Annotated in this window: 26 protein-coding genes and 3 tRNA genes; 21 read left to right on the top strand and 8 right to left on the bottom strand. The window is 39.5% G+C overall.

From position 1 onward, the window contains the following. On the bottom strand, positions 1–1,846 hold a 1,846-nt coding region (locus VGT41_00145), incomplete at its 3' end, for a hypothetical protein (GenBank protein HEV2600680.1). Positions 1,847–1,991: 145 nt separating this feature from the next. On the opposite strand from VGT41_00145, the gene VGT41_00140 reads away from it, so the two are divergent. After that, on the top strand, positions 1,992–2,726 hold the full coding sequence (locus VGT41_00140; protein ID HEV2600679.1) for a Fic family protein: 735 nt from the start codon (positions 1,992–1,994) through the stop codon (positions 2,724–2,726). A gap of 430 nt (positions 2,727–3,156) precedes the next feature. On the opposite strand, the gene VGT41_00135 is transcribed toward VGT41_00140, so the two are convergent. Further along, positions 3,157–3,618 carry a hypothetical protein gene (locus VGT41_00135; GenBank protein ID HEV2600678.1) on the bottom strand — a complete coding sequence of 154 codons (462 nt, stop codon included), beginning with the start codon at positions 3,616–3,618 and terminating at the stop codon, positions 3,157–3,159. 103 nt (positions 3,619–3,721) lie between these two features. After that, a complete protein-coding gene (locus tag VGT41_00130) occupies positions 3,722–4,435 on the bottom strand; it encodes a hypothetical protein (GenBank protein ID HEV2600677.1) in 714 nt (237 codons plus the stop codon). 79 nt (positions 4,436–4,514) lie between these two features. Between VGT41_00130 and rsmG the strand changes: the two genes are divergently transcribed. The 10 genes from rsmG (at position 4,515) to mreC (ending at position 14,133) form a co-directional block, all read left to right on the top strand. After that, the gene (rsmG, locus tag VGT41_00125; GenBank protein HEV2600676.1) at positions 4,515–5,180 is read left to right on the top strand and encodes a 16S rRNA (guanine(527)-N(7))-methyltransferase RsmG; all 666 of its coding nucleotides are present in this window, start codon (positions 4,515–4,517) and stop codon (positions 5,178–5,180) included. Positions 5,181–5,266: 86 nt separating this feature from the next. After that, positions 5,267–6,658, top strand: coding sequence for an MATE family efflux transporter (locus tag VGT41_00120; protein ID HEV2600675.1), 1,392 nt, complete (start codon positions 5,267–5,269; stop codon positions 6,656–6,658). Between the two features lie 18 nt (positions 6,659–6,676). Beyond that, positions 6,677–6,964: an Asp-tRNA(Asn)/Glu-tRNA(Gln) amidotransferase subunit GatC gene (gatC, locus tag VGT41_00115; GenBank protein ID HEV2600674.1), complete on the top strand. Its 288-nt coding sequence runs from the start codon at positions 6,677–6,679 to the stop codon at positions 6,962–6,964. A 24-nt stretch (positions 6,965–6,988) separates the two neighbouring features. Continuing rightward, a complete protein-coding gene (gatA, locus tag VGT41_00110) occupies positions 6,989–8,434 on the top strand; it encodes an Asp-tRNA(Asn)/Glu-tRNA(Gln) amidotransferase subunit GatA (GenBank protein HEV2600673.1) in 1,446 nt (481 codons plus the stop codon). An 89-nt stretch (positions 8,435–8,523) separates the two neighbouring features. Next, positions 8,524–9,360 (top strand): phosphatase PAP2 family protein, encoded by an 837-nt coding sequence (locus VGT41_00105; GenBank protein HEV2600672.1) that lies wholly within the window; start codon positions 8,524–8,526, stop codon positions 9,358–9,360. Between the two features lie 91 nt (positions 9,361–9,451). Then, a complete protein-coding gene (locus tag VGT41_00100) occupies positions 9,452–10,471 on the top strand; it encodes a hypothetical protein (protein HEV2600671.1) in 1,020 nt (339 codons plus the stop codon). A 245-nt stretch (positions 10,472–10,716) separates the two neighbouring features. Further along, entirely contained in the window at positions 10,717–11,751 is a 1,035-nt protein-coding gene (locus VGT41_00095) for a hypothetical protein (protein HEV2600670.1), read from the top strand. 104 nt (positions 11,752–11,855) lie between these two features. Beyond that, positions 11,856–12,266 carry a hypothetical protein gene (locus VGT41_00090; GenBank protein HEV2600669.1) on the top strand — a complete coding sequence of 137 codons (411 nt, stop codon included), beginning with the start codon at positions 11,856–11,858 and terminating at the stop codon, positions 12,264–12,266. A 92-nt stretch (positions 12,267–12,358) separates the two neighbouring features. Further along, positions 12,359–13,321, top strand: a complete 963-nt coding sequence (locus VGT41_00085) for a tRNA-dihydrouridine synthase (protein ID HEV2600668.1) — start codon at positions 12,359–12,361, stop codon at positions 13,319–13,321. Positions 13,322–13,335: 14 nt separating this feature from the next. Next, the gene (gene mreC, locus VGT41_00080; protein HEV2600667.1) at positions 13,336–14,133 is read left to right on the top strand and encodes a rod shape-determining protein MreC; all 798 of its coding nucleotides are present in this window, start codon (positions 13,336–13,338) and stop codon (positions 14,131–14,133) included. On the opposite strand, the gene sppA is transcribed toward mreC, so the two are convergent. Beyond that, a complete protein-coding gene (sppA, locus tag VGT41_00075) occupies positions 14,077–15,000 on the bottom strand; it encodes a signal peptide peptidase SppA (protein HEV2600666.1) in 924 nt (307 codons plus the stop codon). The two genes, mreC and sppA, sit on opposite strands and share 57 nt — an antisense overlap. 148 nt (positions 15,001–15,148) lie before the next feature. On the opposite strand from sppA, the gene VGT41_00070 reads away from it, so the two are divergent. The 4 genes from VGT41_00070 (at position 15,149) to VGT41_00055 (ending at position 16,075) form a co-directional block, all read left to right on the top strand. Continuing rightward, positions 15,149–15,224, top strand: a tRNA-Val gene (locus VGT41_00070). A gap of 70 nt (positions 15,225–15,294) precedes the next feature. Next, positions 15,295–15,370 (top strand) — tRNA-Asn (locus tag VGT41_00065). A 20-nt stretch (positions 15,371–15,390) separates the two neighbouring features. Then, a tRNA-Asp gene (locus VGT41_00060) sits at positions 15,391–15,468 on the top strand. Between the two features lie 298 nt (positions 15,469–15,766). Then, complete coding sequence (locus VGT41_00055; GenBank protein HEV2600665.1) at positions 15,767–16,075, top strand: hypothetical protein; 309 nt, start codon at positions 15,767–15,769, stop codon at positions 16,073–16,075. A gap of 37 nt (positions 16,076–16,112) precedes the next feature. On the opposite strand, the gene VGT41_00050 is transcribed toward VGT41_00055, so the two are convergent. Further along, positions 16,113–16,841, bottom strand: coding sequence for an NAD(P)H-dependent oxidoreductase (locus VGT41_00050; protein ID HEV2600664.1), 729 nt, complete (start codon positions 16,839–16,841; stop codon positions 16,113–16,115). 322 nt (positions 16,842–17,163) lie between these two features. On the opposite strand from VGT41_00050, the gene VGT41_00045 reads away from it, so the two are divergent. Next, complete coding sequence (locus VGT41_00045) at positions 17,164–18,432, top strand: WD40 repeat domain-containing protein (protein ID HEV2600663.1); 1,269 nt, start codon at positions 17,164–17,166, stop codon at positions 18,430–18,432. A gap of 789 nt (positions 18,433–19,221) precedes the next feature. Here VGT41_00045 and VGT41_00040 read toward each other — a convergent pair. After that, complete coding sequence (locus VGT41_00040; GenBank protein HEV2600662.1) at positions 19,222–19,872, bottom strand: CPBP family intramembrane glutamic endopeptidase; 651 nt, start codon at positions 19,870–19,872, stop codon at positions 19,222–19,224. Between the two features lie 375 nt (positions 19,873–20,247). Here VGT41_00040 and VGT41_00035 point away from each other — a divergent pair, with 375 nt between their 5' ends. From VGT41_00035 to VGT41_00025, 3 genes are read left to right on the top strand one after another with little or no spacing between them, the layout of a single operon-like run. Continuing rightward, a complete protein-coding gene (locus VGT41_00035; GenBank protein HEV2600661.1) occupies positions 20,248–20,619 on the top strand; it encodes a VOC family protein in 372 nt (123 codons plus the stop codon). Beyond that, a complete protein-coding gene (locus tag VGT41_00030; protein ID HEV2600660.1) occupies positions 20,619–21,047 on the top strand; it encodes an EVE domain-containing protein in 429 nt (142 codons plus the stop codon). Before VGT41_00035 ends, VGT41_00030 begins: the two co-directional genes overlap by 1 nt. Next, positions 21,040–21,498, top strand: a complete 459-nt coding sequence (locus VGT41_00025; GenBank protein HEV2600659.1) for a MarR family transcriptional regulator — start codon at positions 21,040–21,042, stop codon at positions 21,496–21,498. Before VGT41_00030 ends, VGT41_00025 begins: the two co-directional genes overlap by 8 nt. A 70-nt stretch (positions 21,499–21,568) precedes the next feature. On the opposite strand, the gene VGT41_00020 is transcribed toward VGT41_00025, so the two are convergent. Both VGT41_00020 and VGT41_00015 read right to left on the bottom strand, forming a co-directional pair. Further along, the gene (locus VGT41_00020; GenBank protein HEV2600658.1) at positions 21,569–22,123 is read right to left on the bottom strand and encodes an AbrB/MazE/SpoVT family DNA-binding domain-containing protein; all 555 of its coding nucleotides are present in this window, start codon (positions 22,121–22,123) and stop codon (positions 21,569–21,571) included. A 91-nt stretch (positions 22,124–22,214) separates the two neighbouring features. Continuing rightward, positions 22,215–22,463, bottom strand: a complete 249-nt coding sequence (locus VGT41_00015; GenBank protein HEV2600657.1) for a hypothetical protein — start codon at positions 22,461–22,463, stop codon at positions 22,215–22,217. A gap of 314 nt (positions 22,464–22,777) precedes the next feature. Between VGT41_00015 and VGT41_00010 the strand changes: the two genes are divergently transcribed. Both VGT41_00010 and VGT41_00005 read left to right on the top strand, forming a co-directional pair. After that, entirely contained in the window at positions 22,778–23,806 is a 1,029-nt protein-coding gene (locus VGT41_00010) for a low specificity L-threonine aldolase (protein ID HEV2600656.1), read from the top strand. A gap of 84 nt (positions 23,807–23,890) precedes the next feature. Continuing rightward, positions 23,891–25,024, top strand: a complete 1,134-nt coding sequence (locus tag VGT41_00005; protein HEV2600655.1) for a WD40 repeat domain-containing protein — start codon at positions 23,891–23,893, stop codon at positions 25,022–25,024. Positions 25,025–25,331: the final 307 nt, after the last annotated feature.

The following is a 25,331-nucleotide window of genomic DNA, read 5'->3' as shown; positions in this document are numbered from 1 at the left end:
CCGTTGCTAATTTGCTTGCAAACGATGCACAGCAACCAAAAAGAATCGCGTTGGTCAAAAAACCAACAGGAACTTCAACAACTTGATGCATCTTATCGTGAGCAGGTGTTTTTTTCCACCAATTCACTGCCTTATTGGATTCCTTTGCCCAATTTTTTGCAATTCGCTCGCAGTCTTGCTCATCAAATGTAGTGCTCATTACATCATCAAATGGCACATAGTTATATATCAAATCTGCAAAGTGTACCACAACAAGCCCCAATGCCATCACTACCCGATCGGGATGATACGCGATATGCGCAATATCAGTGCCCGTCTTTTTGATGCCTTTCCAGACTCCACTGCCAAAACCTCCTACTGCCGCAGCACAATACTCCAAAAGAGACACGCCAAAATCAATCAATTTTGATGCACCTACACAATCTCCCATGGCATTAATTTGGCGTGCATCTGCAAATGTTTCTAACGTTGCTGTGCGAGCCATAACATCAAATGGCTTTGCACGATCAACTTGTGGGAGTTGTGCTAAAAATTCTACGCCATCAAGCAATTCACGAAACAGCTCATGCTGTAATGGGTTACCATATAACTCCTGATAATCTGCCGGGTCAAATCCTTGCAGTGATAAACATCTTGCTGCATGCCAAGAAAGAGCATATTGCTGTTTTTTTAATTTTTGAGGATCTTCAATTGTTTCATTATATGCTTGCGCACGTTCGGGATGAGTCTCTTGCCATTCTAACGCTACAGCATCAAGATCTGGTATCTGACTGGTAAAAATCTCTTGCATACATAAATGACGTTGATGAGCATTATAGGCACGCAATTTCTGTGCCTGCTTTTTTGCGTGTTCATATTTTTTATGCAACGCTTCTGCTTGATGAGCAATGCAATGATATGCTTTTGTCTCACATGCATGTGCTTTTTTAAAACAGCGCCCTGCACATGTTTTAAAATGCTTATCAATCTCAATGACATAATCGTTATATAAAGCAAATGTCTGTAAAAACTTTCTAAATTCCTCATTATGATACTCTTTCCAACGATGCATCTGCGCATATTGATGTTGCACTGACTGTTCATGAGTAAAATCCTGGCCATAAGTTTCAACAAGATCGTAATAAAACGCTTTTTCGTATTCTGATTGTCCTACACGTTCTCCAAAACATCGTTCATACAAACCACGTTTTTCAAATGATTGCTTAAAGCCATGTGGCAGCTTTGATTGCATTGCAGAAAAGTCTATATTTTTATTTTCATGCTCAAGTCGCTTAACACGGGCGTAGGAATATCTGCAGACATTATTAAATATCGCAGCGCATTGATGTAACTTATTTTGTATAGATATGTCATACGGTGTCATACGCGCATATTCGCTTGGATGCCTACGGTCAGAAATATCTAAAACCAGTTCGGTATCAACACCAAAAGAATATTGCTGATCATTCAGTTGTGATGTTGGCGGCGAAGTGATTTGTGCAGAAGGAGACTTAGCAGATACTATATTTTGGGATTCTACAGGGGAAGACCTAATGTCAGGAATCTGTAACTGTGTAGTCAGATCCGCAAACATGTGCTCCTTAATTTCATCAAAAGCACAGTGACGAGCTATATCATTATAATATTTTGATACAAAATCCTTATACCCTTGAGAGTTCAGCTGTTCGTGCTTTTTAGCCCAATCGTGAACATCACGCAAACCAGCAGTAACACGCTCAAAAAAAAGAAAATCGCGTAGCGAAAGTAAAGAGGAGTTATCATCATGAGCGGTCGAATCATTAGGATACAACACAAGAATGTGAAAAAATGAAAAAATAAAAAGAACAGTTTGCTTGCCTATTCTCACGACCTCTTCCTTTTTTAAAATTGGTACATATTGGTTACTGTATATCAAGGAAGATCACAAGATCAAGTTCAGCAGACGGGAACTGTTTACTTTGGAGAAACACGTAGTTTTGACACATGTTTTGTTATATCATAGGCTTGGTCCTATGGAATACGAAAAACTTACCCATAAAAAACAAAAACTGGATTCATTACGTCCGCTGCCAAAAGATTTAATAAAAAATCTAACTGCATGGTTTCGGGTTGAGCTTACCTATTCAAGTAATGCGCTTGAAGGTAATACTCTTACGCGTCAAGAGACCGCGTTAGTTATCGAAAAAGGGATAACGATTGGTGGAAAAAGATTAGAGGAGCATTTGGAAGCCACTAATCATGCAAAAGCATTTGACTGGGTTCTACAGTTTGTGCAGGGTAATCCAACATCTATTACTGAAAAAGATATTGTTACTATTCACGATATTGTTTTAAAAGGCATTGACGATGATAATGCAGGGCATTATCGAGCAATAGCGGTACGCATTTCCGGATCAATGACCATCTTGCCAAATTATGCTAAGGTTCCCGATTTAATGGCAGAATATATTGTATGGCTTAATACTGCCGATCTGCATCCCGTAGTGCTTGCGGCTCAAGCGCATTATAAGTTAGTAACGATTCATCCGTTTGTTGATGGTAACGGTCGAACAGCGCGATTATTGATGAACCTTATTTTGATGATGCATGGCTATCCTCCGGCGGTAATATCAGTTGATGACCGCCTTGCTTATTTAAAAGCATTGGAAAAAGCGCAAACTGGCGGTTCGCAAGATGATTATTTACAACTGATTGCGCGTGCTGTTGATCATTCACTTGATATATATTTAGATGCATTGGGTGTTTGAGGAAGATGGTTAATGTGCGTTCAACGTAATAGCTTTGATAACTATTATGTCGCGCTCAGATTGAGCGCACAAATTCTGGATTACTACATTTCGCTTACGCTCCATTCATAATGACAGTAGGCAATGCCTTATGTTCTGTAACAGGTAGCAGTTCTGCTGAAGGGAGGGACATCGTTTTGGTGTGTAGTATGGGGTAGTTGTGTAAAGGATCTAAAACTATCGAGTATGGATAAATATTATTAGCACTATTGGTGTTCTCTAACCGTCATAGTGCCTGTCCGGTGAAGTTTTAACGAAAGACGGAAGAGAGCCGTCATTGGCGAACGTAGCCATCCAGATAATTGTGAGCCGAAAAGGCGGGACAAATTAAAAAAAAGATGGTGACTGTAATGGATCACCATCTTTTAGTGTAATATATTTTTTTAGTAAATTAGGATACAGAGGTTGTCTCGTTTGCAGTGATTTCTTTTTTTATAGATGCCCAAAGTTTTCTTAATAGGTATCCACTTGCACTGAATAATACAGTAGATATAACGAAGTAATGAACAAAGAGATGCATTGTTAATTCTTTAGTTTTAAAAGAGTTTAAGGTTTGTATATATTTCTTTGATACAGTGGTCTGTTGTAGTGGTATGTTTTTTATCAAGTGCTGTTTGATTTTTTCTGGGTAGACTATGGCATAAAGGCCATTATCAGCCGCTTGAAATCCTTTCCAAAGGCATAAACTTCCAAGAATGCCTAATCCACTTTTGTATACAATAGCTCTCCAAGATCGTTGTTTTTCATATTTTTTATGCGGATGAGCATCGGTAGGTTTAGCTGTCATAGTAAAAGATTGAGCTAATAAGCAGATTAGTAATATCTTCTTTGATAATTTATTGGGAAATAACATAATTCCTCAATTTTTTTGATTGGTAATAAATATTATTATAATTCAATGAGGAAAGTTATACAAACGCTTTATTTAACTGTGTTTTTTGCTTGAATTGGACCACTTACGGCTGGATATGTTTAATGTAAGAAGATGGCAGCTGTTTTTGAATACTACCCATTGGCCCGAAGAAATGCTTGATATTAAGAACATACAGAATATTTGGGGATATTCTGATTTCTCTTTTTACAAAGAGATCAGGAAGTATCAGATTAGGCATATTTTTTGATAATGTAATTCCCTTTGGTACGTAAATGTCCTCTGGCCGTGCAAAAATAATTAATGCTTCTCGGTTGAGCTGTTTATTGTTTGGCAAAGGTACCTGTTTCATATCCCAATAATATAATTCCGAAGGCATATCCTGTTTCCGTTCGGCAACATACATAGCGGCTGGGGTTCCTTTGTCGAGTTCCCAATGTTCTATGGTGTTATATGCTTTGATAACCGGGACGATTTTAGAGGTAATGAGAATGGTAATCTTGGGTTCTGGATGCTTGCGGGGGAACACAATTTGGCCGTTGTTATCCGATGCGGTTATATATCCTCTATAGCTGACGAAAATACCGGAATTAATGTGTTTCTGTAAGGTCCCATTGATGGAGTGATGGGCTATTTGCCCTGGTTCTTTTAATTGATTAACGATGCTTGTTGCTGAATTGTCGATGGTTGTGAGGGGGTATGGCTGAAAAAAAAGAGTAATGATTTCATCGCATAAGAGCGTGTGTTGTACTGATAAACATGTTAATATAGTAAGCCACAATGATTTTTTTACGTTCATTATATTCCCTATGGTTACGACCCTTTTATAATAAGGTACCAGAGATGGAGTATAAAGTGCGATAGTTTTGGAGTTTTTTATGAATAATAGGGCGGAATTGGATAAAAACGTGATGAATATATGGGATAAATTTGTTCTTGATGCGGGAGTTTCCGCGGAACAAAAAGGTCAATTTGAGCAATATGTTGCTTTGCTGCGTGAATGGAATGAGCGGATCAATCTTACTGCTATAACAACAGAGGCAGAGATCATTCAGTATCATTTTCAAGATTCTATCGCTGTTTTAAAAGGCTTGCCTTTTAAAACGGGTGGGACAGTATGTGATATTGGTTCAGGCGCAGGATTTCCTGGCTTACCGATCAAGATTATGCGGCCGGATCTATTCGTTATCTTGCTTGAGGTGAATCAAAAGAAGGTGTCCTTTTTAAATATGGTTATAGAAGCCCTGGGTCTTACGGGCATTGAAGTCTGCACCTTTGATTGGCGTACTTTCTTACGGCAAGCAGAATATGAACAGATTGATTATTTTTTTGCACGAGCGTCATTGCAACCAGAAGAATTAATACGATTGTTTAAAGATGGGTGTGCGTATAAAGAGGCGATGCTGGTATATTGGGCCTCAAAACAGTGGAAGCCTGAGGCGCCGGTTTCATCATATATTGACCATGTTGTGCCATATACTGTTGGGGTTAAAGAGCGTCAATTGATTATTTTAAAGAATGTGCAGGTAGGGGTGACCAAATAATTGTTGTTTGGGAAGAATGATTTTTTCTGTTACTATAACGGTACATTATACCCCTGTTATAAGCTATAAAGGAGGCTTTGTTTTATATGAAGAAAGGATTAATGGCAAGTTACCTAGATGGTATCGTTGACTTTACCCATGGGGAGAGTTATGGACGTATTATGCGGTATTTTTTGCCAGAATTTGTTACGGCATTATTGCTGTATTCCTTGCCGATCTGGGTAGATGCCTATTTTATATCGAGGTTACAGTCCACGTCATTGTATAGTACGCTCGGCGCTACCAATAATTTATTACATTTGATTCTTAAGATTGCTGAGGGTGTTTCGGTTGGTACGATTATTCTTGCTGGTCGCCATAACGGTGCCGGAGATTTTAAAGCCGCTGGACGTACAATTCGGGATGCCTTTTGGGTGACCATTCTCTTGGGCGTTTCGTTTTCTAGCATGTTATATTTTGGTGCACATTATATTTATTCTTGGTATGTTCCCGCAGAACTTGTCGATACAGGGGCAGCATTTTTGCAGCTGCGAGCCTTCGGCGTTTTTTTTATGTTTGTTTTTTTTGCATTTATAGGATTTTTACGCGGCCTTAAAGATGCGCGTACCCCAATGTGTTTATATGTTGTTGGTTCTATAACTTTTTTATTGTTTGATTATCTGCTTATTTTTGGTAATTATGGCTTTCCAGAAATGGGGTTGTATGGATCGGCTCTTGCTTCTATCATTCAATATGGATTGATGTTGCTCTTGGCGATGGTTATTGTGTTTTGTGGTAAAAAATATAGAAAATATAGTATTGAGCTTTTTTCTGGATTGTCAGATGTCTCTTATTGGAAAGAGTTAATTAAGCTGTCTATTCCGGTAATTATTGATAAAGCGATGATGGCTATTGCTTTAGTTTGGTTATTACGTTTGATAAAATCATTGGGGGCATGTGGCGTTGCCTCTTTTTGTATTATAAAAGATCTTGAGCGTGTGGCTTTGTTACCCGCAGTTGCATTTGCTCAGGTTATTACATTTTTAGTCAGTAACGATTTAGGTGCTAAAAACTGGGATGGCGTTAAAAGCAATATCAAAAAAATACTGTTTTTGGCTACGATAATGGTGTTTACTATTATTATCCTTTTTTCATGCTACACAACATTTATTGTGAAATTTTTTGATACTCGCAGTGAGTTTACGCATGTGGCGGCACAAGTGTTTCCTGTATTAGGGTTTCTTGTGTTTTTTGATGTGTTGCAGATAATTCTTTCTGGTGCATTACGTGGTCTTGCCAATGTTAAGGTCGTAATGTGGGTGCGTTTTCTTGTGCTCAGTTGCTATTTTTTTCCGGTATCTTATGTAATGTCTCAGCTTGCTATTGATGACCCAGCGGTAAAAATTATTTTAATATTTGGCTCGTATTATACAGGTAATGCATTAATGAGTTTTATATATGTTAATCGTTTTCGTGGGAATGATTGGAAAAAATCTTGATTCTTGTAAAGGATGATCGTGGCAAAAATTACAAAAGATGAGTTGCTTAAATTAGCTCGTATTTCTCAATTGGATATTCATGACGATGAAATTGAGCCCCTGTTGGCGCAATTGGATAGTGTTTTGAGTTATGCAGCGCGTGTAAAAGAAGTGCCGTTTGATTATGATGATGCGTGCCACGGTTTAAGCAATGTGTTTCGTCAAGATTCTGTTGTGCAAACCAACCCGGAATCGATCCTAGCCTTGGCTCCTGAGCGAGAAGATAATTTTTTTGTTGTACCGAGAATTTTAGAGAGCAATTCATAACGGTTGTTTGGAAAGGACTAAAAGATGAATAACTTAGCATTTGCACCTATCCGTGAATTGAAATATTTATTAGAAAATAATGAGATTTCACAGCAAGAACTATTACAATTTTTTTTAGACCGTTTTACCCAGTATGATTCTGAGCTTGGCTCTGCATTAGAAGTTTTTGATGCGGCGTCGATTCTTGCACGATCATCTCAAACTGGTTTTCTGGCCGGTATTCCCGGAATATTGAAAGATAATATTGCACAGCAAGGGCGTTCATTAACCTGTGCATCGCAGATATTAAAAGATTTTGTATCGGTATATGATGCAACGGCAACTAAACGGTTGAAAGCACAGGGTGCTTTATTGGTTGGGCGTGCCAATATGGATGAGTTTGCTATGGGAAGCTCAACAGAAACTTCAGCTTTTAAAAAGACAAGCAATCCATGGGATGCAACTCGTGTTGCAGGTGGATCAAGTGGTGGTTCTATCGCTGCGGTTGCAGCTGGTTTAGTGCCATGGGCATTGGGATCAGATACCGGAGGATCAGTTCGTCAGCCCGCCGCCTATTGTGGTATTGTTGGTCTAAAGCCAACATATGGACTGGTGTCTCGGTACGGACTTGTAGCCTATGCTTCATCATTGGATCAGATTGGTATCGCTACTCGTTCTGTGTATGACAATGCGTTGGTATTGTCTGCGATTGCAGGACATGATGTGCATGATTCATCAAGTTTGCCAGTTGATCAAAATGATTACAGTAAAACGTTAGATGGCGCATTGCAATCTGGTTTAAAAATTGGTGTTGTTGAAGACGCATTATACGCTCCTGGCATGGACCCTGAAATTGTTCAAGCAATAGAGCGTGCTATTGAGCAATTTACAAAATTAGGAGCGCAAATACAGCGCGTATCATTGCCAACATTGAAATTTAGTGCTGCAGCATATTTTATTTTGAGTCGTGCAGAAGCGGCATCTAATTTATCCCGTTTTGATGGAGTGCGCTATGGGTTGCGTGACGAGCAAGCGCAAACGCTTGGACAGATGTATAGCGGTTCACGGCGTGCAGGCTTTGGTGCAGAAGTGAAATCCCGTATTATGGTAGGAAACTACGTATTATCGGCAGGACATGCAGCCGATTTCTATGATAATGCAAAACGAGTGCAACAGGTTATTCGTCATGATTTTATGAAAACATTCAAAGATGTTGATTTGCTGATTATGCCGACACATCCACAAGCAGCATTTAAGTTTGGTGCGTTTGATGTGGATAAGTTGCAGATGGATTTGCAGGATTATTTTACCTGTCCTATAAATTTGGCAGGGGTTCCAGCTATTTCATTGCCGTGTGGATTTACCAAACAGAATTTACCGATTGGATTCCAGATTGTTGGGCCGCATTTATCTGAAGAGGCGCTTTATAAAGCGGCATATTCGTATGAAACGAGTACTGCGTGGCATATGCAGCATCCGAAAAATTTTTAGGCTGTTTTTTTTAATATTCTTGTTTTTAGGTAATCATTTCTATTATTTTTACTAAGTCGATAGTGGGTGAAAATAATAGGGGACTCATCTTGATTACGATAAAGCGATCATTTTTGATATATGGGGCTTGCATTGTTATGATGCAAGCTCATTGTTCTTTTTCTGCAGATCTTCGTGTGAAAAAGCCTATGTACGCACCTTTTAATTGTGATAGTAAAATTAAAGACGCCTTTGTGGGTGTATTTAGAAATACGATTGACTTGCATCGTGAACTTTTTAATTGGGATTCTTTTAAAATTGGAGTGGGACTATTTCCGGGTATTGTTTTTGGTCGTATGATAGACGAACGGTTGCAAAATTGCTTTATTAATAGGTCTTGTCATAAAAATATTAATCAAATGGGTAAGTTTTCTCAGCAGTTTGCTAAATGTGGCATTGTTTTTCCCATTTTTGCAGCGGGGTGTTTGTCGATTGGAGCACGCAATCCTGATGTGCGTGAGACGAGCCGAATATTTCTAAATGGTCTTCCGTTTGTATATTGGTTTGCGCATTTGATTAAGGGATGCAAAGTGGGAAAGATTGATCTACGTCCGTGGCGCGAAGAATTTTCTTGTACAAACCGTGCACATGGAGGATTTCCATCGGGACATTTATCGTGGTATGCATATGCAGCAGCATTGTATGGGAAGCGGTTTGGCTGGCGTGCAGCGGTGCCACTTGGAGGCCTTGCGGTGTTTACTGCTGCATCATTTGTAAATTGTAACCGACATTATGCATCACAACTCATTGCAGGTGCTGGAATCGGCATATTGTATGCATTTGCTGCAGATAAGGTTATTGATAAAAAATTGTATGATAATTTCGATTTTAGCTGTTCCTATGATCCATACCGCGGAGCTGCAGTAAAAGTTTCATATACATTCTAACATATGAAATCTGACCACATGTGGTTTTCAAGTTGTCATGTTGGTGCTATACTAATTAATTATTTTATCCTTACAATGTTTCGGAGCGCTCATGCAACAGAAATTGTTACGTAGTTTTTTTGTGATTAATGTGATTGTTATCAGCCAAATGAGTTGTGCTGCTCAGACAATATTGCTGCAAAAATCGGCAGCGGATATTGTAAAGCCAGCAGTGGTGGCAGCGGGTAAGTTAACGAGGGCTATTGCTGCTTTATATGCAGTACATGAAGTTGTTCGGCACGTGTCTAGATTGCAGCGCCAGGGTGATTTAGATGTTTCTGTTATCGAGAAACTACCTGAAGAAGAGCCAAAAGAAGATGAAAGAGGATTATGTGGAATAAAAGTGGGTGATGCGAACAGTTTGGATTTCTTGTCTAAAAATCACTTCTCACCAAGAATCGCTCATACTATTGAGTGCAACCAAAAGCCGCTCAGCGGTCTAGTAGAAGACCTAAAGAAAAATTACCTCTGGGTTGTTAGTCACGGGGGTAAATTGATTTTATTTAGTCATGGACGAGGGGCGGCTGTGATCCAAGGTTTTCTAACAAAAAATTTTGAAACATTTTATCATAGCGTTAAAGCAATAGTGGAAATTGATCCAGTCATTGTTGGGTTGGAAGACGTTCTAACAGATAAAATTAGTCAAATGTCTTATAATGTGCTGCCAGATCAGATAAATAGGTTTTTGGGTCGTGTTGCTTCTATACTCATGTGGTTACGAGGAGTCAAGCAATATGGATTATATGAAGGGCCAACGAAGATTGTAATTGACCGTAATATTCCCGTATTAACCATATGCTCTAAAAAAGATCCTGCTTCTCTTGCAAATGCCCGGATGTTATATCAGCAAAGAAAAGACGCCCGTCAGGACAATGCACATTTGTTGGTCGTGGATAAAGGGACGGGTCAAGAGGGGGCTGTACAGCTGAACGACGGGGAAACGAAAATCCGTAATGTCTTGCATGCATTTTATGATCATTATATAAATAGACTAGATAAGAACAGACAAGCGCTTGTTCACAACGATTATGCGCAGGCGGGGGCGGAAGATTTTGCAAAGACGCGGCCATAATAAATATTGTATATACATTCCAAAGGGGTTGGGTGATTCCAACCCCTTTTTTGTGGCTGGCTGCTAAGGTTATTGATAAGAAATTCTGCAGTGACGTTTTCAAGTGAGTTCTTCTTATGATTCGTATCGCGGTGTTGCAGTAAAAGTTTCATATGCGTTTTAACCGACCTTTTGTTTCTATCAAAATGTCATGCTTATGGTACACTACTGCACTATTGCCGGTATACATATATTTAAGGATTTTTATGCAGTACAACTTGTTAAGTTGCGTTCTGATTGTTAGTTTTGTTTTTTTCGGTCAAACGAGTCCTGCAGCTCAAATGTTATTGCAACAACCGCCGGCTACACAGGTAGCGAAACGGTTGAAACGCGTAGCAGTTCCGCTTTTATTAGCGGGTGGTTATGCCATACACAAATTAGTGCAAACGGCATGCCGCTTGTCAGAAAAACATGCCCCAAAAATCGCCTTGGATCAATCTCATGCAGATAATAAAGAAAAAAATGATAAGCCGTTTGCTACTTTGTTTGCGCATGGGCATGGCGGAGGGATAGATCATATGAATATATATACTGGTGATTATTTACCAACGAGCAAAAATGTGCCATGCCAATTTCTCAACAAACCTGAATATAAGGCGAAAGAATTCTTCAAGTATTCATATCTTGCGCAGGAGGGGGATATTCAGATACTCAAAGCATCGTATGAGGAGTTGCAGAAAGACCATAATATTATATTGTTTGGTGTATCACGCGGTGCTTCGGTGATACGAAATTTTTTAGGAAGGTATCGGGCATCGCAGGTGAAAGCGGCGGTTGAAGAATCACCATTTGCGTCATTGGAAGATGTAACAACGCATATAGTAAGTAAAGAAGCAGATAAAATAGTTCCATTCCCCTTTGTGGTTAAAAAGGTATTGGGTGATATCATTGCATCATGTGCAAAAATTATGTTCAAGGGATACAGCCCATATGGTATTCGGCCGGTTGATGTGGCGGCAAAAGTGGATCCAGAGCTTCCAATATTGGTTGTCTGCTCTAAGGAAGATGATGTGATTCCAGCTTCAAGTTCAATAAAACTTTATGAAAAGATAAAACAGGCGGGACACAAAAAAGCACATTTGTTGGTATTGGATCATGGGCAGCATGCGTATATTACCGCTGGTCGTGATGGATTAAAGTACCGTAATGTATTACATGCATTTTATCAAAAGTATAATCTTCCACATACGGCAGAGTATGCAAAGGCGGGCGAGGCGCATTTTGCCAAAACGCAGCCGTGATAGGTGCATTGATATGAATTGAGAAAGGGGACTGGGTAATGCCGGTCCCTTTCAATATACTCATAATGATACGGCTCATTGGGTTCATAGAAAAGAGGTTTGTCATGTTTTGTATTCAGAGAAAGATTGGGAGTGTTGTATTGATGACGGGACTGCTTTTTGCGCCTTCCGCACACTCATCTCCACGAGCGCTCTTTAGTGGATTACAGTCTCCTTTGGTGGCGCCCGTCGGTAAGCTTATCATGCGAGCGGTTATTATTCCGGTAGGGGTGTATATCTCACGATTAGTGGAATGGCCAGAAGAGGAGTATCCGGTGGTTATGGGGTGGTATGTAATAACTGTTTATGGAATGGGTTCTTATGTGCTTTGGCGAAAAAAAGCGCGTGTTGTGCAGGCAGTAGACAAGATCAAAGATAGGCTTGCGCAGGTGATGTGCAAGACAAAGCGGGTGATGGACCAGACAAACACGAGACTCATTGCCTGGAAAAATCGTGAAAAAAGAGATGAAGCGTGACCGTTGAAACGCGATTGGCCATCTCCCATCTCTTTGCTATAATTACTGTATTAACGATGCAGTAATTAATTCTTATATCTAAAGGTCTTGAAATGAGTTTTTGGCATGAACGTATAAAGATTGGAAACCTTTCGGTTCCGCGATTCATTGGTGGACCGCTGGATGGAATCACCGATTCACCATTCAGAAAGCTGGTTCGTGACTATTCTAAAGATGAGCTTTTATACACAGAAATGCGCCATGTCGGGTGCATCGCCAATGATAAAAGTGGGGTCAAGGCTTTAAAATTTGAACAGCTTGAGCGGCCGCTTAATTATCAGATCGCGGCAGCGGATACCACATTTTTAGATAAAGCATTGGATTTGATTCTTGCGCGTGGGGTTGATGTAATTGATTTAAACGTGGGATGTCCGGCTAAAAATGTGATTAGATCCCGATCAGGGTCAGCTCTGATGGCAGATCCAGAGCGCCTAAAGGTTATTGTGACCGCCATACGAAAAAAGGTATCTATTCCATTTACGGTGAAAATTCGTGCTGGCTTTAAAGAATGTAATGCCGTAGAGATAGCAAAAATGCTTGAGGGCTGTGGAATTGATGCTCTAGCCATTCACCCACGACTGCAAACACAACGATTCGAAGGGCGCCCAGATTATGCGTTGGTTGCAGAGGTTAAAAAAGCGATTTCTATTCCCGTAATTGTTTCTGGTGGAATCGTTAACTTTAAAGTAGCAAAGATGGTGCATGAGCAGACTGGTGTGGATGGTTTTTTGATTGGCCGACCAATTTGGGCTCGCCCATGGAAGTTGCATGAGCTGCAGCAACATGCGCTGGGCAATGAATTTGAAATTGAAAAAATGCAGGTGCTTAAATATGCATTAAAGCATCTTGATGAATTGATTAATTACTATGGACCGCACGGTCTTTATATTTTCAGAAAGCATTTGCCGTTCTACATTCGAGGTCTTTCTGATGCATCGTCTCTTCGTCAGGAGTTGATTTTGTCTGATTGTCCGAATCAAGTGCGGCAAGGGTTGGTGGCGTTTTTTGGAGCGTAAGATAAGGGGTTGTAGTGAAAAAGCAGATATTTTTTGGAGTAATTTTTTGTGCAGTATGTATTCTAGCGACTGCACAATTTTTTTTTCATGAGTCGAAATTTTTTGAAAATAGTGCATCGATGATGTTGCATCCTTTTTTGGTTGCGCATAGCTATGTGACTGCGCCAATCAATCGAGTGCTTATTTATTTTCGATCGATTGATGAGTTGCAACATAAAAATAGAATACTAGAGCAGGAAAAAGACGATGCGCTTGAACAGCTTGTTGTATTACAAGCGCAGGAAAAATTTTTGGTTGATACTGATGAGCTGAGTGCATTTAAAAATCGTTATGACTTTTCATATGCGATGCTATCACAAGTTTTGTTGAAAAACTTTTCAGAGCAGGAGCATTTTTTCTTGATTGAAGGAGGGAGCAATCAGGGTGTCGAAAAAAATATGGTTGCTATATATAAAAATAATTTAATTGGACGTGTAGAGGAAGTCTTTCCCACCTATAGTAAAGTGCTTTTGGTGACAGATCGTTCTTGTAAAGTTTCTGCATACTGTGGACAATCACATGCTCTGGGGATTTATGAAGGAAGCAATCAAAAACAGGTAGGCACAGTAACGCATGTGAGCCATTTATTATCCATACAAGAGGGCGATTTAGTGATATCAAGTGGCGATGGTCTCATTTTCCCGCAAGGGTTTGCGCTCGGCAGGATAACATATTGCCGCGTAAATGGGTTAGTATATGACGTGATTACGCAGCCGTTATGCGATATAACTTCTATTGGTTATTGCTATCTCATGAAAAAGGGAAGTGCATAACATGCGTATTTTGTTTATTAATGCATGGAATAATGTTTGATCGTCTTGTGAATCAGAATCGCCAAAAAGAGCAGCAAGGCCGGATTTAGGAGCTTGTTTTACCCACTCAATTTCACCTTCTATAATCGCTTTCTTTTTGATAATAGCAATTGCATTGTGAGCAGATCCAATTTCATCAATAAGACCAAGTTTTAGTGCTTGGCGTCCAGAAAATAGCTGTCCATCTCCCCATTGGGCTGCGGTTGCAGGGGATAATGCTCTATTATGCGCTACGTCAGCGATAAATTGTTGATGTGAATCGTCTAAAACGTTTTGTAGCATTGCTTTGTCTGCATCGGTGATATTTACCAAAGGATTGGTAGCGTCCTTATATGTTCCCGATTTCATTGGTATATGATGAATCTTAAACTGTTCTCCAAAGTCTTTAAATTGGAGAAAGTATGGCAGCGTTACGCCAATAGAACCGATGATTGAACAACCAGGCGCAATAATATGGTCAGCAGCGGAGGCGATGTAGTAGCCGCCTGAAGCACAAATGTTTTCTACTAGTGCAATCACTGGCTTACGATACTGTTTTTTGAGTTGTTGCAGTTCATTATGAATAATTTGGCCTGAACCGGCAGCGCTTCCCGGACATTCAAATTCAAGTAAAATTGCTTTTATATCATTGTTCGTAAAAAGATCATGTAATTGTTTATTGTAGGGGGCAGAATCATAGATAGCGCTCGAGAATTTGATAATACCAACCTGTGTTTGAGGAGAGACGTATTTGTTGTATTGTTTACGTATGTTACTAAAAAGCGCAGGGGCCACTTGAACGAAAATAAGCAATATAAACAGGTTTTTTACGAAATCGAAGAACTTCATGATTGGCCTTTCGGAATGGATATTTTTGACCTTTATAGGTAACTGTTACCAGCGTATAAAAAAAACTATGAATTATAAAGATTTTTTGTGAGAATCTTTTTGACTTTTACTTTGTTTTCCTCTAAAATCTTGGAATCATATTTAGCAAGGGCGGTTAGCTCAGTTGGTAGAGCATCAGTCTTACAAACTGGGGGTCACAGGTTCGAGCCCTGTACCGCCCACCAGTCATTTCTGAAGGAAATGACCGGCAGGCCATAAAAGGTAGTTTTACTACCTAGTTTTTGAAATTCTTATTCCGCGGTAGCTCAGCTGGTAGAGCACACGACTGTTAATCGTTAGGTCGCAGGTTCGAATCCTGCCCGCGGAGCCATTCAATATGATATATTGTATGGAGCTGTAGCTCAGTTTGGTTAGAGCGTCCGCCTGTCACGCGGAAGGTCGCGAGTTCGAGTCTCGTCAGCTCCGCCAGTCATTTCTGCAAGAAATGCCTGGCAGGCCAGTCAAAGGAATTAGCTAAATAAATTAATTGTCATGCATTTGCCAGAAAATAGGTTTTGGTAGTGCGTGCTTTTTTTACTTTCAAGGATTAAGGTAGTGGAACCTTTACGAGTTACGAATATGAATAGTATTGATACTCAGCATCGCTCATGCACTGGATGTAGCCTGCAGCAAGGTATACGGGAAACCATCGGTGGGGCGTTATCGCATCGACAGTTTTTTTTGAAGCTCGACAAGATTTGCAGTGCCTATTGCAGGATTTGTGATAGTGGCATCTAAGCGACATGTGCAAAGTATCGATGAGTTTAGTCATGAAGAGCGGCAAGATTTTATAGAGTTTGTATACGTTCTTCGAAAACAGATGCGAGAAAAGCTTAATATCCAGATTGTTTACCAGGTGCAAGAGGAAGATGCATCACATTTTCATCTTTGGTTATTTCCACGATATGAATGGATGAATGATCTGGGGCATAAAATTAAATCAGTGAAGCCGATTATGCAATGGGCACAGGTGCATTTAAATACACCTGAAAATATTGATATCGTGAAAAAAGCAGTAGAGGCTTTAAGATCTTAGGTTTGTATAGTTTATACGGGTGTGTTTTTAAAACTTTTTATTCATTCTTTCGTGGCATCTGGGCCTCAAGAAGTTGATTTACAACGATATTTAGTTCTTTTTCAATAACATCAGAATTAGCTAAGCCGCCTTGGTCGTTAAATGCCTTCCATGATTGAGGAATCTTAACTTCTGCAGCAACTGGTATCATTTTTAATCCGCGAGCAACTTGGCGTAATTGCGCAATCATTGATGCTCCACCCGATGAACCTCCTGAATAGCCAACAAAACCCACTGGTTTGTTATTCCATTCTTTGTAAAGACTATCTAATGCGTTTTTTAATGAAGCTGGATAGCCATAATTGTACTCAGGTGAAACAATTATATAACCAGCAGCTTGTTTTACTTTATCTGCCCAGCTTCTAAATGCTGGATTTGTTATTTCTTCCTTACGGTCAGCAGGAGCAACTTCATCTGTATAGAATGGTAAATTATAGTCTGCAATATTAATAATCTTTGTTCTCACTTCCGGTCTCTTATCCATCATTGCTTTGATATTTTTAGCTATTTTTACCCCAGTTTTTGTAGGGCGAGTGCTTGCGACGATTATATACAACATCATTGGGTGCGCCGTAGCTTTACTAGCCAGGCTGGATTGGTCTGCCTTTTGTTTTTGTTCTGGCTCTGCGCAACAGCCAGTCATAGAAGCTAACATAATAAAAATGCTATGAATGGTAATAAATCTTGTTATATGGCTCATGCAGTATTCTCCAAAATTAAAAAACATTCTAAATACATGACGTAAATGGAAGGCAGGTAATCCATTAGTTTGACTATAACACACTCTACCAAAAGATTATAGACCACACCAAGCCCTTCAGTCTCATATGTCCTGAACGAGGACAGGTATTTGCAGTTCCACTTAAAGTGGCTTAAACTTTCATGTGATGGTGTTGTCATCGCTTTTCCTTTAAAAAGTTGGACCGCCAAGCCCAACTACAGTATAACTCGATAACATCATCAAAACTTAAATCTAAAGGTTAAAGCCTTGATAGTAACACCAGTCAAAACTAGTGGTTTACCTGTCCCGCAATTAAATAAGGTTTTTTGTGAAAATATCTAAAAAAAATATATTAATTCTGCTGTTAAGCACTATTCCATACACCATACAACATGCCACCGATCAGAAAGATACAAAAATGAGCGAAGAACAAAAATTAAAAACCGAAAACGTATCGCAAACCCTTGGCGTTTTAATCGATCAATATGCACAGTCTACATTGTCAGATCCTCAAGCATCTCTTACATCAGTGAAGCTCACAGGTCATACTGCTGTAATAGAATCAGTAGCAATTAGCTCTGATAATCAATTTATTGTTACTGGATCTAGCGACACTACCGCACGCATTTGGGATGCTAAAGCTGGAACACTACTTCATACCCTTTCAGGTCATACTAGTGGAATAAACTCAGTAGCAATTAGCTCTGATAATCAGTTCATTCTTACTGGATCTGACGACAAGACCGCACGCGTCTGGGATGCTAAAACTGGAATACTACTCAATACTACCTATGGCCATACTAGTGGAATAACCTCAGTAGCAATTAGCTCTGATAATCAGCATATTGCCACTGGATCTTACGACAAGAGCGTACACATCTGGAACGTTCGTACTAACACACTATTTCATCCCCTTAGAGGTCATGCTGAAAGAATCAACTCAGTAACGATTAGCCCTGACTATCAGTGTCTTGTTACTGGATCTGACGACAAGACCGTATGCATCTGGAACGCTCGTACTGGTGAACTACTTCATACCCTCTTTGGACATACTGATGCAATAAACTCAGTAGCTATTAGCACTGATAGTACATTCATTGTCACTGGAGCTGGAACATGGGACGGCACTGCACGCACCTGGAATGCTCATACTGGTATGCTACTGCATACTCTTTCTGGACATACTCGCAGCATCAACTCAATAGCAATTAGCTCTGATAATCAATTCATTGTTACTGGATCTTTAGATAACACTGCACGCATCTGGAATGCAAATACTGGAAAACTCATCCGTATACTTAAAGGACACACTTATGCAATAAACTCAGTAGCGATTAGCTCTGACAATCAGTTCATTGTTACTGGATCTTCGGATGATACTGCACGCATATGGGACGCTCATACTGGCGCTCTACTGCATACTCTCACTGGACATACTAATGTAATAGAATCAGTAGCAATTAGCCCTGATAATCAATTCATTGTCACTGGATCTAGCGACCGGACCGCACGCATATGGAGAGTACAAAATGAACTCAACCAGGCTCTTGTTGACTCACGTAAAACACCACCATCCACACCCTCTCTGGTCATATGAGTACAATAACCTCGGTAGCCATTAGCCCTGATAACCTATTCATTTAATCAAAGAAGTTTTCAAGGTACGGTTCAATCTTGGTACCATGCTATTCGCGCAGCTCTTTATTTAGGGCCTGATGAGACTTGTTTTGTAGGAATATTGTTTGTCTTGTAGCTGCTTGAAACTATTGAGATGCATTTGGGGCGGCTTCTTATACTGATCAAGGCTGCCTCCTTTCTTCTTTACGATCTCTTTAACTTTAGAGCTCATGTAATCATAACGTAAGTTTGATCTCAGACGTTGTGATACATAGCCAAGATTTAAGCACTTACGGCATAGGAAAATGCTATTCTGGGCGAAGTAAAGAAGCCGCATGCGTTGCTTGCATAGCGGACATCTAAAGAAGTACCTAAAGCCACCAAAGTTACATGTTAACTTGTCGATAGTAATGGAGTAAGAGATCTCTTTGCGTTTGCCATATGTGACTTGTAGATGATCATCTTTGATGGTAGCTCTAATGTTTAGAGGCGTCACAGTAAATCCAGAGGTGGTGTTATTGTTTTGTAGAAGTTTGAATGAATCGATTGAGACCAACGTTGAGCAGAGTGTTCTAGGTATATGTTGCTTCTTTATCTTCCAGTACCATCCCCAGTGTGTCATGCAATTTCCTTTATCGAAATAGATAGGCAAATGTCTTTTTAAGTAATGTAAAACAAAAAAAGGATATGCACGGAGTTTACAATACAAGTCGCGTTTTGGTGAAATATCTTTCTTCGATCGTCTTGATTGTATGGGTTCAGCTATAGTTTATTTCACCATGAAGGATAAAAAATTATTGGTTGAGTGGTGAATAATACAAGTCCACAAGGAGTTAGTCTTTTTAAGGAAAAATCCTTCTAAAAGCCCACAGGTAAATACAAACAGGAAGTCATAGAGGATCTTATATAAAGGCAATGAAAACTGACCAAAGACAATCCAATAAGGAATGTGCGCGATCATGAATAACAATGAACTTGTGATGTTAGCAATTCTGAATGTGTATATATTCCTCAAATATCCTAAAATAAATCCTCTAAATACTATTTCTTCGATGAAACCAGCGGTTAAAACGATATCCCAGAGGGCCTTAAAACACACGCTATAATCTACGGTTACTTTGCTATTCCAGAAATACCAAAAAGCAACATATAGTAATGCGTGGATACCACTAATTATACCTCCCCAAAGGATTCCTCTTTTTACATTTGTGTTGAGCTTTAAGAACTCAAATGGATTTTGATGTAAAACAAACCTTATGAACAAGAAGGTTGGAAGGAGCCATACCACAAGCCTGTCGACATAAAGATAACTTATATCTATATAAAGCCTTAATGCATCAACCGCATAAAAAGCAACCACGAAAATCGCTAATGGCCAAATGCTCGAGCAATTGTTTTTGAGCTTCAATTTTTCGATCAATCGGATTCCTCTGTTAAATATAATCTGTTCAAGATCAACGAAAATTTTTTTGCGTATGGTGCAATGTTATCATGAGTACATAACACTATCAAATATACATTACTGGGTACAAAACGAATAGCCTGTTTATATACCTACGCAGTTCCGACAGCATACGCTCGTTTACCTGACATTTGCATAAGGCCGTAAGCCTTTTCCCGTACGAATCTTTGTTGGTCGCAATTTGTTGCGGCGTTCTCGTTGTAATATGGCTCTTTCTGTATTTCCGCCACGACACCAGTGATATGCGCCTATTCATGGGCTATTTGACTTTGTATGCATGCGTATTATATTTATACGTATGCATTAATAAATCAGTTATATAAGGATATTGATATGTTTAAGCCCAATCTAAGTTATGTTCTTTTGTTTGTAGAAAATCCCATTGAAAGTGCACATTTTTATAAAAAATTATTTGGTTTTGAACCAGTCGAATTACAACCTACGTTTTCGATGTTTGCATTACCTAATGGAGTAATGTTGGGATTGTGGTCTCGTTATACCGCAGAGCCATTGGTAACTGCTACTCCAGGTGCTGCAGAAATATGTTTTAGTACAGAAGATGTGGACGCTTTGTATGAAGATTGGGGTAATAAAGGTATCACGATGATTCAAAAGCCGACTGATATGGATTTTGGTCGCACATTCGTTGCGCTTGATCTTGATGGTCATAGAATTAGAGCTTTTAAATTAGCAAAGAGAGCTTAATGGCAAAGTACTGGATAGGTGTTGCCAGCCGAGAGCACGTTAAAGGTGGAGCTGCTGGCGGTTTTGCACAGGTTTGTCATGGTAAGGGTGGTCCACTGAATAAAATGACGGCTGGAGATTGGATCGTGTATTATTCTCCTGTTGAGATATTTGGAGAAAAAACTGCATGCAGAAAGTTTACTGCTATTGGGAGAGTGCAAGATAGAGCTCCCTATGAGTTTCGTATGAGCGTTGATTTTATTCCATGGCGTCGTGATGTACAGTTTTTTGCCGCACAGGATGCGCCGATCGAATTATTAATTAGCGCTCTTTCGTTTATAAAAAATAAAAAACAGTGGGGATTTCCATTTCGACGTGGTTGTTTTGAAATACCAGAATCTGATTTTAAGGTAATTGCCGATGCGATGGGAGTAGATATTCATGAGTGATCCAATAAATTTTAGACATATAAGTGTGTATCAAACACCAGATGAAAGTCCTGGGTATCTTTTGTGGCGTGTGAGCATGCAGTGGCGCACGGCGATCGAAAAGGCGCTCAAGACAGTAAGTCTTACGCATCCACAGTTTGTTGTTCTTGCAACGTTAGGTTGGTTAACCAAAGATGGTAGTAAGGTGAATCAAGTTGAGATTGGCAAGATGGCAAGCCTTGATCCAAATACAACTTCACAGATACTCAGAGGTCTTGAACGGAAAAAATTAATCAAACGTATAAATTCAGTGGATGAACGAAGCAAAAATCCTATGCTTACCCCATCAGGAAAGGATATTCTTACGCAAGCTTTGCCACTTGTAGAGCAAACTGACGCGCAATTTTTTGCAAAAATCAGCTCTGATGAGCTGGAAAGCTTTATCCGACTATTTCATCAGTTGATGCGTTAGTCAATCCATTATAGAACTTGCGCAACCCCTCGCGCGCCAAGGGGTCACATTTTATTGAACAATCAAGAAGTTAATCCCAATCATTGTCTGCAGCGAACAGCTCCATTGGATAACCAACTTTTTTATACGCTTCACGCATTTCCTGCTGCGCCTTGTTATAATAGCCTGGCGCATACTTATCCTGTAAAGCGATAAGATCTTTCATGAATGCTTTTGAAGATGATCTATCCCCATGGTGTTTAGCCGCCAATGCATCTGCCTCTACCATAAATGCTGGAGACCCAAACACACTTATTTCCTGTGCATTTTTGGCCATTATTGGAGCAAGTGCCTCAGTCAATCGCGAGAAATTCTCAGTCCCTGGTGCCCATTCCTCAAACACATGTTTTTTATCTGGGTCAGCTTTGGCCGCTTCAGTCTTTTCAGCATTTATATTCATCAAGGTTTCATTAGCATTCAAAGTTATGCTTGAAGCCTTTTCCCCCTCGACTGGTGTGATGATGAGTGACTTGCCATCCGTCTTGAACTTCACTACAGATCCCTCCTTCATATTAAGCAATTCCATGATTGCTTTATCAAGGATTAAGGCATTGCTATTGCCATATTTGACCAATTTTTTTAGCATGGTCGACTCCCTCACAACTAAGATCGGTTAAACAACTGTATGACACAATGCTATACAATGTTATAACATTGTCAAATGTTCTTATGGAGGGTTAAATCAAATAGCTGGCGATATCATTGCCGGTAATAAATGTTACATTGTGTCGTATATAGAAAGATCTTATCTCAATCGAGTACTTAAACAGTTCTTGGTGCCTGTATGAATGCAAGGTTCTCTTGTAATCTGCTCCATCTAAAAGTTCGAAGTGTGCCCAATGAGTGCCGCCAGTCATTTCTGCAAGAAATGCCAGGCAGGCCAGTCTTCGCCCATGCTGTGCAAGGGCTGTATTTTTTAGGTCCATTTTTTTATGTATTACGTTTATATCATTAAATCCATACGATTTTCTGAAATCATCTATGTGGGTTTTACACTTAATATGGTAGAGCGCGTTACTACTCATAACAATGGTGGTTCAGTTTATACTACCGCTTATAAACCATGAGAATTAGTTTGGCATTGTAGTTTTAGTGATAAAGTGAAAGCTCTTGAGTTTGAAAAATATCTAAAATCTCATTCTGCTAGGGCTTTTTTGAAAAACGATTAGCATAGTAGTAAAATATTGATTTAAGCTTACTTAAACCTTTTTATGTGTTATTAATGCAGAGGCAAAAAAATATGCTATGGAAAAGTTTTGCGAGTGATAATTATGCAGGAATTCATCCTACTGTTCTAAAAGCCATCAATGATGCTAATCGGGGGCATGAAAAAGCCTATGCTGATGATAATTATACCGAAAAAGCTATAGGGCTTTTTAAAAAACATTTTGGTAACGATATAGATGTGTACTTTTTAACTACAGGTACAGCAGCTAATGTGCTGTGTTTGAGTGCGTTAGTAAAACCATACGAAAGCATTATTTGCGCTGAATCAGCCCATATTAATGTTGATGAATGTGGAGCGCCTGAACATTACATTGGTAGTAAATTGCTTGCTATACCAACCCAAGACGGCAAGCTTACGGTCGCAGCTATTCAAAATCAGCTGTTGAGTAGAGGTGATCAACATCGAGTGCAACCCAGGGTTATATCGATAACACAAGGTACAGAATGTGGGACGCTTTATACGCCAGCTGAGATTGCAAAAATTACCGAGTTTGCTCACGCTCACGATATGTATGTGCATATGGATGGAGCCCGTTTGAGCAATGCGGCAGCTAGTTTGAACGTCAGTTTAGCTGTGCTTACAAAAGATGTAGGAATTGATGTGGTGTGTTTTGGTGGTACCAAGAATGGTATGATGATTGGTGAAGCTGCAATATTTTTTAATAAAGAGCTATCAAAAGATTTTAAATATATTCGCAAGCAGGGTATGCAGCTTGTTTCTAAGATGCGTTTTATATCAGCGCAATTTATAGCTTTATTAACCGATGATTTATGGTTGAAAAATGCGCAGCATGCAAATGCTATGGCTATGCTTCTTGCGGATGAAATTAAAGATATTTCTTATATTAAGATTAGTAAGCAGGTTCAGGCCAACGCCGTATTTGCTATTTTGGATCAGAAAATGATCGCTCTGTTGCAGGAAAAATATTCTTTTTATGTGTGGGATTCTGCATTATCAGAGGTGCGTTGGATGACTTCTTGGGATACCACCAGGGAAGATGTTATGGAATTTGTGGCTTTTATTAAGAAGATGAAAATTTAAGTTAATTTTTTTAACAAAAGAAGTAAGTATGGGCAAACATTTAGAAAAAAATTTAGTTCATAGGAATGCAAAGAAGGGTTTGTTGTGAAGATATCTAAAAATATTACATTAATTCTACTTTTAAGTACTACCCCATATATCATACAACATGCCACTGATCAGAAAGAAACAAAATGGTCGGATCCTGAAGCTCGCATTACATCAGTTTCGCTTTCGGGTCATACCGGTGTAATAGGCTCGGTAGCAATTAGCTCTGACAATACGTTCATTGTTACTGGATCTGACGACAAAACTGCCCGCATCTGGGATGCTCATACGGGCACACTACTCTATACCCTTTCAGGTCATACTAGTGGAATAAACTCAGTAGCTATCAGCTCTGATAATCAGTTCATTGTTACTGGATCGGACGACGAGACCGGACGCGTTTGGGATGCTAAAACTGGAACACAACTCCATACTATCTATGGCCATACTAGTGGAATAACCTCAGTAGCAATTCGCCCTGATAATCAGTTTATTGTCACTGGATCTTACGACAAGACCGCACTCATCTGGAGCGCGAATACAGACACACTCCTTTATCCCCTTATTGGTCATACTGAAAGAATCAACTCAGTAACGGTTAGTCCTGACAATCAGTTCATTGTTACTGGATCGGACGACAAGACCGCGCGCATTTGGAACGCTCATACTAGTGTACTACTTCATACCCTCTTTAAACATACTGATGCAATAAACTCAGTAGCAATTAGTCCAGACAATCAATTCATTGTTACTGGATCTGACGACAAAACTGCCCGCATCTGGAATGCAAATACTGGAGAGCTCATCCGTATACTTAAAGGACATACTGATGCAATAAACTCAGTAGCGATTAGTCCAGACAATCAGTTCATTGTTACTGGATCTTTTTTCGATAATACTGCACGCATCTGGAATGCAAATACTGGAAAGCTCATCCGTATACTTAAAGGATGTACTTATGCAATAAGCTCAGTAGCGATTAGTCCTAACAATCAATTCATTGTCACTGGATCTAGCGACTATGGCGACCATAGAGCACGCATCTGGAACGCTCATACTGGTGCACTGCTTCATACCCTGACGGGACATACTAATCTAATACTCTCAGTAGCGATTAGCTCTGACAATCAATTCATTGTTACTACTTCTAGCGACAGGACCACACGCATCTGGAGAGTACAAAAGGAATAATCTTAAAATTTACCCCTTATGTTCGCAGGGCTTTATTTTTTAAATCTATTCATATGGATCCACATGAAAAAATTGTTTCTCATCTTATTACTTGCCACTATGACTAGCACACAATGTTCTGACTATGTAACACCAAAAAAACAAGGCTTAGGAGATGCTGCGTATGCAATAGACCTCTTCTGAAACCATAAAATTTATGGCATACTCATGATCTGTTTATATAAAAAAAGGTTATGAGAACATGAAATATGAAAAATTAAAATCATCATCAGAGGCACAATTTCGCAGAGTAACTGGGGTCAAGCGC

The organism is Candidatus Babeliales bacterium, assembly GCA_035944115.1.
Classification (GTDB): domain Bacteria; phylum Babelota; class Babeliae; order Babelales; family Vermiphilaceae; genus DASZBJ01.
This window is presented reverse-complemented; position numbering and strand designations above follow the sequence as displayed.